This is a genomic window from Pseudomonas sp. GZD-209, from assembly GCF_049310485.1.
Taxonomy (GTDB): Bacteria; Pseudomonadota; Gammaproteobacteria; order Pseudomonadales; family Pseudomonadaceae; genus Aquipseudomonas; species Aquipseudomonas sichuanensis.
The window spans coordinates 1-9,007 of record NZ_JBMOWQ010000064.1 but is presented as its reverse complement, the minus strand read 5'-3'; the positions used below and the strand labels follow the sequence as shown (position 1 = coordinate 9,007).

General features: G+C 63.8%; 10 protein-coding genes. 6 read left to right on the top strand and 4 right to left on the bottom strand.

Annotation, left to right across the window (positions count from 1 at the left end; translation table 11 throughout):
* Positions 1-24 precede the first annotated feature (24 nt).
* From ACO6VM_RS09715 to ACO6VM_RS09700, 4 genes are all read right to left on the bottom strand, one after another.
* On the bottom strand, positions 25-702 hold the full coding sequence (locus tag ACO6VM_RS09715; RefSeq protein WP_422403188.1) for a response regulator transcription factor: 678 nt from the start codon (positions 700-702) through the stop codon (positions 25-27).
* 7 nt (positions 703-709) lie between these two features.
* Complete coding sequence (locus tag ACO6VM_RS09710) at positions 710-1,102, bottom strand: translation initiation factor 2 (protein ID WP_125859566.1); 393 nt, start codon at positions 1,100-1,102, stop codon at positions 710-712.
* 273 nt (positions 1,103-1,375) lie between these two features.
* Positions 1,376-1,675 carry a YciI family protein gene (locus ACO6VM_RS09705; RefSeq protein ID WP_110991937.1) on the bottom strand — a complete coding sequence of 100 codons (300 nt, stop codon included), beginning with the start codon at positions 1,673-1,675 and terminating at the stop codon, positions 1,376-1,378.
* Position 1,676: 1 nt separating this feature from the next.
* Positions 1,677-2,273: a septation protein A gene (locus tag ACO6VM_RS09700; protein WP_110991936.1), complete on the bottom strand. Its 597-nt coding sequence runs from the start codon at positions 2,271-2,273 to the stop codon at positions 1,677-1,679.
* 67 nt (positions 2,274-2,340) lie between these two features.
* Here ACO6VM_RS09700 and ACO6VM_RS09695 point away from each other — a divergent pair, with 67 nt between their 5' ends.
* The 6 genes from ACO6VM_RS09695 (at position 2,341) to ACO6VM_RS09670 (ending at position 8,863) form a co-directional block, all read left to right on the top strand.
* Complete coding sequence (locus ACO6VM_RS09695) at positions 2,341-3,201, top strand: PHP domain-containing protein (RefSeq protein WP_125465045.1); 861 nt, start codon at positions 2,341-2,343, stop codon at positions 3,199-3,201.
* A gap of 13 nt (positions 3,202-3,214) precedes the next feature.
* Complete coding sequence (locus ACO6VM_RS09690) at positions 3,215-3,844, top strand: L-threonylcarbamoyladenylate synthase (RefSeq protein WP_401056497.1); 630 nt, start codon at positions 3,215-3,217, stop codon at positions 3,842-3,844.
* A gap of 125 nt (positions 3,845-3,969) precedes the next feature.
* On the top strand, positions 3,970-4,668 hold the full coding sequence (locus ACO6VM_RS09685; RefSeq protein WP_401056777.1) for a segregation and condensation protein A: 699 nt from the start codon (positions 3,970-3,972) through the stop codon (positions 4,666-4,668).
* 12 nt (positions 4,669-4,680) lie between these two features.
* On the top strand, positions 4,681-5,439 hold the full coding sequence (gene scpB, locus ACO6VM_RS09680; protein ID WP_401056495.1) for an SMC-Scp complex subunit ScpB: 759 nt from the start codon (positions 4,681-4,683) through the stop codon (positions 5,437-5,439).
* 258 nt (positions 5,440-5,697) lie between these two features.
* Positions 5,698-6,762: a 23S rRNA pseudouridine(2605) synthase RluB gene (gene rluB / locus ACO6VM_RS09675; protein ID WP_390967225.1), complete on the top strand. Its 1,065-nt coding sequence runs from the start codon at positions 5,698-5,700 to the stop codon at positions 6,760-6,762.
* A 682-nt stretch (positions 6,763-7,444) separates the two neighbouring features.
* Positions 7,445-8,863, top strand: a complete 1,419-nt coding sequence (locus ACO6VM_RS09670) for an amino acid permease (RefSeq protein ID WP_401056493.1) — start codon at positions 7,445-7,447, stop codon at positions 8,861-8,863.
* Positions 8,864-9,007 lie beyond the last annotated feature (144 nt).

Below are 9,007 nucleotides of genomic sequence, written 5' to 3'. Positions count from 1 at the left end.
CCGCCGCTCCCACTGTGAATCCTGTCAGAGGCTGTAGTAGTAACCTCGGCTGCGCAGCGCGACGATGCGTGGCCGGCCGTCGGCGTGCGGGCCGATCTTCTTGCGCAAGTTGCTGACATGCATGTCCAGGCTGCGGTCGTAGAGGGTGAGCTTGCGGCCCAGGCCGATCTGCGCCAGCTCCTGCTTGTCCAGCGGTTCACCGGGCTGGCGCAGCAAGGCTTCGAGGATGCGGCTCTCGGAAAGCGTAAGGGTCATCTCGCGCTGATCGATGCTGACCACGCCGCGTACCGGGCTGAAGACCATGTCGCCGACCTCGATCTGCGAGGTGGGCGCGCTGGGGTGGCTGCGGCGCAGCACTGCGCGCAGGCGAGCGGTGAGCTCGCGGGGGTCGCAGGGTTTGGCCAGGTAGTCGTCGGCGCCGAGCTCCAGGCCAAGGATGCGGTCCAGCGGCTCGCCACGGGCCGAGAGCATCAGCACCGGCAGGTCGGCGTGTTCGTTGCGCAGCTGCTTGAGCAGTTCCAGGCCGCTGCCGTCGGGCAGCATCACATCCAGCACCACCGCTGCCGGCGCGTGGTCGGCCAGGGCCTGGCGCGCACTCAGGCCATCGTGGCAGGCGCGCACCTCGAAGCCTTCCTGGGTCAGCCAGCTGCCAAGCAGCTCACACAGCTCCTGGTCATCATCAATCAGTAACAGCTCGCTCATGTCTCACTCAATTCAACCATTGCCGGCGTCGTCTGTGACCGCCGCTGGCTAAGATACCGCAGACTACCGACAACAGTGCAACGGCCGAACCGATCAGGAACCATTGTTGCTGGTCGGTGAGCAGGCGTTGCACCGGATTGGCCCCGGCCTGCAGCTCCTTGATGGCCAGCTTCAGGCGCTGGTTGTCCTGGCGCAGGCGGCTCAGCTGGGCGCTCTCGCGTTCGCTGTCCTGGCTCTGCATTTGCTGGGCCAGCAGGGTGCGTTGTTTCTCGCTCTCTTCCAGGCGCTGCTGCAGCTCGGTGATTCGCGCCCCGGCTTCCAGCGACAACGGCTGTTCGGCCACGGCGAAAGGGGATAGCAGCAACAGGCAAAGCAGCACGGACATCGGACCTTGACGCATTGGGACTCCTGATTCTTGTCGGTTCAGGAGGTTGTCGGCCGGTCGTCGCAATTTATGAATAGTGCAGCGCGGGGGTGTAGCTGGGAGCAGTTGTGTGGGAGCGGGCTTGCCCCGCGATAGCGATAGCTTGGACTGGCGCAATCGCGGGGCTTTTTTGGCTTTTCCCGCCTCCCCCCCCCCCCCCCCCCCCCCCCCCCCCACCCCCCCCCCCCCCCCCCCCCCCCCCCCCCCCCCCCCCCCCCCCCCACGAAGCTGCACCCACAACAACTACTCTTACGGCAGGACTTGCTTGAACGGCTTGACCACGACCTTGTCGTAGACACCTGCAGCGATGTACGGGTCGGCGTCGGCCCAGGCCTGGGCGGCGGCCAGCGATTCGAACTCGGCGACGATCAGGCTGCCGCTGAAGCCGGCGGCGCCGGGGTCGTTGCTGTCGATGGCCGGGTGCGGGCCGGCCAGCACCACGCGGCCTTCGGCCTTGAGCTGTTGCAGGCGCTCGATGTGGGCGGGGCGGGCGGCCAGGCGTTTTTCCAGGGAGTTCGCGACGTCGCTGGCGATGATGGCGTAGAGCATGTCAGTCCTTGGGTTTGGAAGTGGAGGGGTCGGTGTCGTGCAGGTGGCGCGAGAGGTATACACCCTGCGCCACCAGGAAGATCACGGTCATGCCCAGGCTGCCGAACACCTTGAAGTCGACCCAGAAGGCCTGGAAGGTGAAGGCGACGAACAGGTTGGCGGCGCCGCAGACCAGGAAGAAGACGATCCATGCCAGGTTCAGGCGGGTCCAGACTGTTTCTGGAAGTGTCAGGGCGTGGCCCATGATGCGTTTGATCAGCACCCGGTCACCGATGAAGTGGCTACCGGCGAAGGCCAGGGCAAATAGCCAGTTGACCACCGGCGCCTTCCACTTGAGGAAGGTTTCGCTGTGGAAGGCCAGGGTCAGGCCACCGAACACAAGGCAGGCGACCAGGGTCAGCAACTGGCCTTTCTCGAGCTTGCGGTGGCGCAGGAACAGCGCGCCGTACACCACCAGCGAGCTGAGGATAAGCATCGCCGTGGCGCTGTAGATACCGCCGAATTCAAAGCTGTGGCCTGCGAATTCGACCGGGCGCGGGTCCAGTTTGTAGACGATGAAGAACAGCAGCAGCGGGATGAAATCGATGAATTGTTTCACAGTGGCAGCCAGAAGCGGGATGTGACGGCATAATAACAAACATCGATTCCGGCGAAAGCGCTCCACCATGAATGTTGATCTGCACTGTCACAGCACGGCCTCCGACGGCGCCCTGTCGCCCACGGCACTGGTTGCCCGGGCCCATGAGCATGGGGTGCGGACCTTGTCGCTCACCGACCACGACACCCTCGAGGGGCTGCCCGAGGCCCGCCAGGCCTGCCTCGACAACGGCATGCACTGGGTCAGTGGCGTGGAGCTGTCGTGCACCTGGGGCGGCGCAACCATCCATGTGCTGGGTTACGACTTCCCCCTCGATGCACCACCGTTGCTCGAAGCCATCGAAAACCTCCACCGTGGCCGCTGGCTGCGCGCCGAAGAGATCGATCGCAAGCTGGCCGCCAAAGGCATGCCCGGTGCGCTCGAAGGTGCGCGGGCGGTGCAGCAGGAGCTGGGCGACAGCGGCAACGCCCCGGCACGCCCGCATTTCGCCGAGTTCATGGTGCGCGCAGGCTTCGTCAAGGACCGCGGCGAAGCGTTTCGCAAGTGGCTGGGCGCCGGCAAGCTGGGTGACGTCAAGCTGCACTGGCCGACACTCGAGGAAACCGTCGCCACGCTGCGCCAGTCCAATGCGTGGGTGAGCCTGGCTCATCCCATGCACTACGAACTGACCCGCAGCAAGCGCAGACGGCTGATTGCCGACTATATTCAGGCAGGTGGGCAGGCACTGGAAGTGGTCAATGGGATGATGCCGCCCGAGCAGGTGGGGACGATGTCCATCCTCACCCGTGAGTTCGGCCTGCTGGCAAGCGCTGGCAGTGATTTCCACGGCCCTGGCACCTGGGGCGAGATCGGTGCCTACCGGCCATTGCCTGAGGACTTGCCACCCCTGTGGCGCCGATTCCGACATGAACAGCCTATGGCGGTATGAACAGGACGACTTCGTGAGCCAATTTTTCCAGATTCATGCGGAAAACCCGCAGGCGCGGCTGATCAAACAGGCCGTCGAAATCATCCGCAAGGGTGGTGTGGTGGTCTATCCCACCGATTCGGCTTATGCGCTGGGCTGCCAGATCGGCGACAAGAATGCCATCGAGCGTGTCCGCCGCCTGCGTCAGCTGGACAAGAACCACAACTTCACCCTGCTGTGCTGCGACCTGTCGCAGATGGGCACCTTCGCCAAGATCGACACGGCGACGTTCCGCCTGCTCAAGGCTCATGTCCCAGGCCCTTACACCTTCATCCTCAATGCCACCCGCGAAGTGCCACGCCTGCTGCTGCACGAAAAGCGCCGTACCATCGGCCTGCGCGTGCCGTCCAACCCGATCGTCCTGGCGCTGCTTGAAGAGCTCGGCGAGCCTTTGATGAGCGTGAGCCTGATCCTGCCGGGCGATGAAGAGCCCATGACCGATCCGTACGAGATTCGCCAGCGCCTGGAGCACCACGTCGACCTGATCGTCGACGGTGGCTTTGGCGATTTGAAGGCGTCCACGGTGATCGACCTGACCGGCGATGAGCCCGAGCTGATCCGCGAAGGCTGCGGTGACCCTGCGCCATTCCTGGCCAACGCGTGAGCCAGGTGGAAGCGCCCGAGGCGCCGGCCAGCGAGGCCGAGACGCCTTTCCAGCTGCAGTTGGCCCTGGTCTATGGCGAAGCCCTGACCGAAATGCCGGTCGACCTGTACATCCCGCCGGACGCCCTGGAGGTCTTCCTCGAAGCCTTCGAAGGCCCGCTGGACCTGCTGCTGTACCTGATTCGCAAGCAGAACGTCGACATCCTCGATATCCCGGTGGCAGAAATCACCCGCCAGTACATGAGCTATGTCGAGCTGATGAAGAACGTGCGCCTGGAGCTGGCCGCCGAGTACCTGGTGATGGCTGCGATGCTCGCCGAGATCAAGTCGCGCATGCTGCTGCCGCGCTCCGCCGAAGTGGAGGAGGACGAGGGCGACCCGCGCGCCGAGCTGATCCGCCGCCTGCAGGAGTACGAGCGCTTCAAGGCCGCCGCCGAGGGCATCGACGTGTTGCCACGGGTTGGCCGTGAAGTGCTGGTGCCGCAGCTGGAGGCGCCCCAGGCCAAGGTGCGCAAGCTGCTGCCCGATGTCGCCCTGGAAGAGATTCTGTTGTCCATGGCCGAGGTCATGCGCCGCAATGACCTGTTCGAAAGCCACCAGATCACCCGCGAGGCCCTGTCTACCCGCGAGCGTATGAGCCAGGTGCTCGAACGCCTCAAGGGCGGCGAGTTCGTGCCCTTCGTCGAGCTGTTCAGCGCCGAGGAAGGCAAGCTCGGGGTGGTGGTGACCTTCATGGCGATTCTTGAGCTGGTGAAGGAATCGCTGATCGAACTGGTGCAAAATGAGGCTTTCGCCCCGATCCACGTCCGCGCCCGGGCAGAGTGACCTGACAACCCCATGAACCTGAACGAACCCCGTGAACTCGCGTCGCTGATCGAGGCTTTCCTGCTCGCCTCGGGCAAGCCGCAATCCCTCGAGCGCCTGTACGAACTGTTCGAAGAGGCCGAGCGCCCGGCGCCGGCTGTCTTCAAGAAAGCCCTGGAGGTGCTCGGCAAGTCTTGCAATGGCCGCGCCTTCGAGCTCAAGGAGGTCGCCACCGGTTACCGCCTGCAGATTCGCGAAAGCTATGCGCCTTGGGTCGGCCGTCTATGGGAAGAGCGCCCGCAGCGCTATTCCCGTGCCTTGCTTGAAACCATCGCGCTGATCGCCTATCGCCAACCCATTACCCGTGGCGAGATCGAGGATGTACGGGGGGTGGCGGTGAACAGCAACATCATCAAGACCCTGATGGAACGCGAGTGGATCCGTATCGTCGGTTACCGTGAGGTGCCCGGGCGACCGGCCATGTTCGCCACCACCAAGGCCTTCCTCGATCACTTCAACCTCAAGAGCCTCGATCAGTTGCCGGCGCTGGCCGAGCTGCGTGAGCTGGAGCCAGAGGCGCCACTCGACGACCCGGACGAAGCGCCGGTGCCCGCGCACTTGCAGGCCTTGGCCGATGCCAGCCTGGATGAGGAGGGGGAAGCGCCAGTGCCGAAGGATGAAACCAGCTTCCGCTCGCTGCTGGTGGAGCTGGATGCGATGGAAGAGGGGCTCAAGACTGATTTCGATGATTTGCGTGAAGAGCCTGAAGCGCAAGCCAAGCTGGAGCCCTGATGCCCATGTGTCTGCTGCGTCGGCCTCTTCGCGGGGAAACCCCCCCCCACGGGGGGCCACGCGCAACTTGTGGGAGCGGGTTTACCCGCGAAGAGGCCGGCGCGAGCAATGAAGTGCCATCTGGCAGAAAGCCTACCCCAGCCTCAAAAAACAGCCTACCCTCCAGTGCGTTCCCGCGCCGAACCGCGTATGATGCGCGCCCCTTTGGCGCATCCGTTGCCAAAAACCGCTTTCACTAATACACCGGGAGGTGCCCAGATGAGTGAGCAAGACCTGCAGGACCAACAACCCACCCCTCCGTCCGGCGAAAAGCTGCAGAAAGTGCTGGCACGCATTGGCGTGGGCTCGCGTCGTGACGTCGAGGCCTGGATCAGCCAGGGCCGTATCAAGGTCAACGGTGTCGAGGCCACCTTGGGCCTGCGCGTCGACCTGCACGACGCCATCACCGTTGACGGCAAGCTGATCAAGCGCGTCGAGGCCGCCGAGGCGACCCGCCGCGTGATCATGTACAACAAGCCCGACGGCGAAATCTGCACCCGTGACGACCCGGAAGGCCGCCCGACCGTGTTCGACCGCCTGCCGCGTCCGAAAGAGGGCCGCTGGATCAACATCGGCCGCCTGGACATCAACACCACCGGCCTGCTGCTGTTCACCACCGACGGTGAATTGGCCAACCGCCTGATGCACCCGTCCTACGAGATGGACCGCGAGTACGCCGTGCGCGTGCGCGGTGAGGTCGACGACGACATGGTCGAGCGCCTCAAGGCTGGCGTGATGCTCGAGGACGGCCCGGCCAAGTTCACCGACATCCAGAAGGCCCCGGGTGGTGAAGGCTTCAACCACTGGTACCACTGCGTGGTGATGGAAGGCCGTAACCGTGAAGTGCGTCGCCTGTGGGAATCGCAAGGCGTGGTGGTCAGCCGCCTGAAGCGCGTGCGTTTCGGCCCGGTGTTCCTCAACTCCGACCTGCCGATGGGCCGCTGGCGCGAAATGAGCCAGGGCGAGATCGATATCCTGGCTGCCGAAGTGGGTCTGCAGCCGGTGGCACTGCCAACGCTGAACCTCAAGGCCAAGGACAAGATGGAGCGCATGCAGCGCAAGTCGACCCGTCCATTGGGCCGTGGCGAGCGTGTGCGCACCCTGCGTCCGGCCGGCGAAGGTCAGGCTGAGCGTCCGGCGCGTGCGCCGCGTGAAGAGGCTGCGCCGCGCAAAGGCAACCGTGGCAGCGCGGTGGCCGAGCGACCGAGCGACATGCGCAAGCGCCCCGCCCGCCCGGACGGTGACAAGCCGGCCGGCCGTGGTCGCGGCAAGCCGCGTGGCTGATCGGCCCGTGTAGCGAAAGAGCCAGCCTTCGGGCTGGCTTTTTTGTGCCCGGCGAATTGACGCGACCCTAAAGAGGCAAGGCCAGGCACGTGGCCGCAAGATAGCGGCAAATAGCTGATCTCAAAGAAATTTCCCTCACAAGTGGAAAGTTTTTAGACCGCATCGTAAAGATTTTTTTACAAATCACGGCAAAATTCCCGGCCAAACCCGATTTTTCCTGTCTCTGTAAACAGAACTTGCCGCACCCACCGTCCCAGGGCCTTCCAGCCTCGATCCGCCCCCTTGTCCAAACCCTGCCCACACGTTGATATAGCGCCATTGCCGTGTGCAACGCCTGGCCAAAGAGCCCGGTAACAGAACAACAAATGGAGGCGCCATGTACGCCGATCACTCCGCCTTTTCAGGCCTTCGCCCCAGGACCGCTGCGTTTTTTCCACAGGAAACGATGCAACGCGTTGACGCCTGCGCGTTTGCAGGGGTATACAATGCGCCGCGTTTTACCTGTGACCCCCTTGCGTACCGCGCACTCTTGCTGACACCCGGTTGATTTGCCCTGGGCCCCGGTGCCCACCGCGACAGACCCGTCCAAGAACCCAAGGTAACCACCTTGCCCATTCCGCTGCGCCACGAGCGCGGTGGGTCCGATTCCGTCACAGATAAAAACAAGCAGGTGACTTCGTTCATGAGTGGACATAACTCACAGTCTGGCGAGCTCAAGCGTGGCTTGAAGAACCGCCATATCCAGCTGATCGCCCTGGGCGGCGCCATCGGCACCGGATTGTTCCTCGGCTCGGCCGGCGTGATGAAATCCGCGGGTCCGTCGATGATCCTCGGCTACGCCATCTGCGGCTTCATTGCCTTCATGATCATGCGCCAGCTGGGCGAGATGATCGTCGAGGAGCCGGTGGCCGGCTCCTTCAGCCACTTCGCGCACAAATACTGGGGCGGTTTCGCCGGCTTCCTGTCGGGCTGGAACTGCTGGGTGCTGTACATCCTGGTCGGCATGTCGGAACTGTCGGCGGTGGGCAAGTACGTCCATTACTGGTGGCCGGAGATCCCGACCTGGGTCACCGCGGCAGGCTTCTTCCTGCTGATCAACGCCATCAACCTGATGAACGTGAAGTTCTTCGGCGAGGCCGAGTTCTGGTTCGCCATCATCAAGGTGGCCGCCATCGTCGGCATGATCGGCCTGGGTGCCTACCTGCTGACCAGCGGTAGCGGTGGCCCTGAGGCTACAGTCACCAACCTGTGGGCCCATGGCGGCTTCTTCCCCAATGGGGTCAGCGGCCTGGTGATGGCCCTGGCGTTCATCATGTTCTCCTTCGGTGGCCTGGAAATGCTCGGCTTCACCGCTGCCGAGGCCGACAAGCCGAAGACCGTGATCCCCAAGGCAATCAACCAGGTCATCTACCGCATCCTGATCTTCTACGTCGGTGCCCTGGTCGTACTGCTGTCGCTGACGCCGTGGGACACCCTGGTCGCCAGCATCGACGCCTCCGGCGGCAGCTATGGCAGCAGCCCGTTCGTCCAGGTGTTCTCGCTGCTGGGCAGTGACGTGGCCGCGCACCTGCTGAACTTCGTGGTATTGACTGCGGCACTGTCGGTCTACAACAGCGGCACCTACTGCAACGCCCGTATGCTGCTGGGCATGGCCGAGCAGGGCGATGCCCCGGCGGCCCTGGCCAAGGTGGACAAGCGCGGTGTGCCGGTGCGTTCGATCCTGGTCTCGGCGGCCGTGACCCTGATCGCGGTGCTGCTCAACTACCTGATGCCGCAGAATGCCCTGGAGCTGCTGATGTCGCTGGTAGTGGCCACCCTGGTGATCAACTGGGCGATGATCAGCTACTCGCACCTGAAGTTCCGCCAGCACCTCGACCGTACCGGCCAGAAGCCGCTGTTCAAGGCGCTGTGGTACCCCTATGGCAACTATGTGGTGCTGGCGTTCGTGGTGTTGATCCTCGGCATCATGCTGCTGATCCCGGGCATTCAGGTGTCGGTGTATGCGATGCCGGTATGGCTGGTGGTGATGTATGTGGCCTACATGCTCAAGAGCAAGCGTGGCTCGCAGGCCAACGGTGCGGCTGGCACTGTTGCCAAGTAAGCGCTGAGGTGGCTTGAAACAAACCCGATGCCGGGCGACTGGCATCGGGTTTTTTGTTGTTGGCGCTGACGCCATCGCGGGGGGGGGGGGGGGGGGGGAAAAAACGCAGGAAAAAAGGACTTTGGAGGAGGGGGGGAGACACAC

Excerpts from the sequence above, each read along its gene's own strand:
- ACO6VM_RS09715 (WP_422403188.1), bottom strand. The coding sequence starts at position 702 with ATGAGCGAGCTGTTACTGATTGATGATGACCAGGAGCTGTGTGAGCTG.
- ACO6VM_RS09710 (WP_125859566.1), bottom strand. The coding sequence starts at position 1,102 with ATGCGTCAAGGTCCGATGTCCGTGCTGCTTTGCCTGTTGCTGCTATCC.
- ACO6VM_RS09705 (WP_110991937.1), bottom strand. The coding sequence starts at position 1,675 with ATGCTCTACGCCATCATCGCCAGCGACGTCGCGAACTCCCTGGAAAAA.
- ACO6VM_RS09695 (WP_125465045.1), top strand. The coding sequence starts at position 2,341 with ATGAATGTTGATCTGCACTGTCACAGCACGGCCTCCGACGGCGCCCTG.
- scpB (WP_401056495.1), top strand. The coding sequence starts at position 4,681 with ATGAACCTGAACGAACCCCGTGAACTCGCGTCGCTGATCGAGGCTTTC.
- rluB (WP_390967225.1), top strand. The coding sequence starts at position 5,698 with ATGAGTGAGCAAGACCTGCAGGACCAACAACCCACCCCTCCGTCCGGC.
- ACO6VM_RS09670 (WP_401056493.1), top strand. The coding sequence starts at position 7,445 with ATGAGTGGACATAACTCACAGTCTGGCGAGCTCAAGCGTGGCTTGAAG.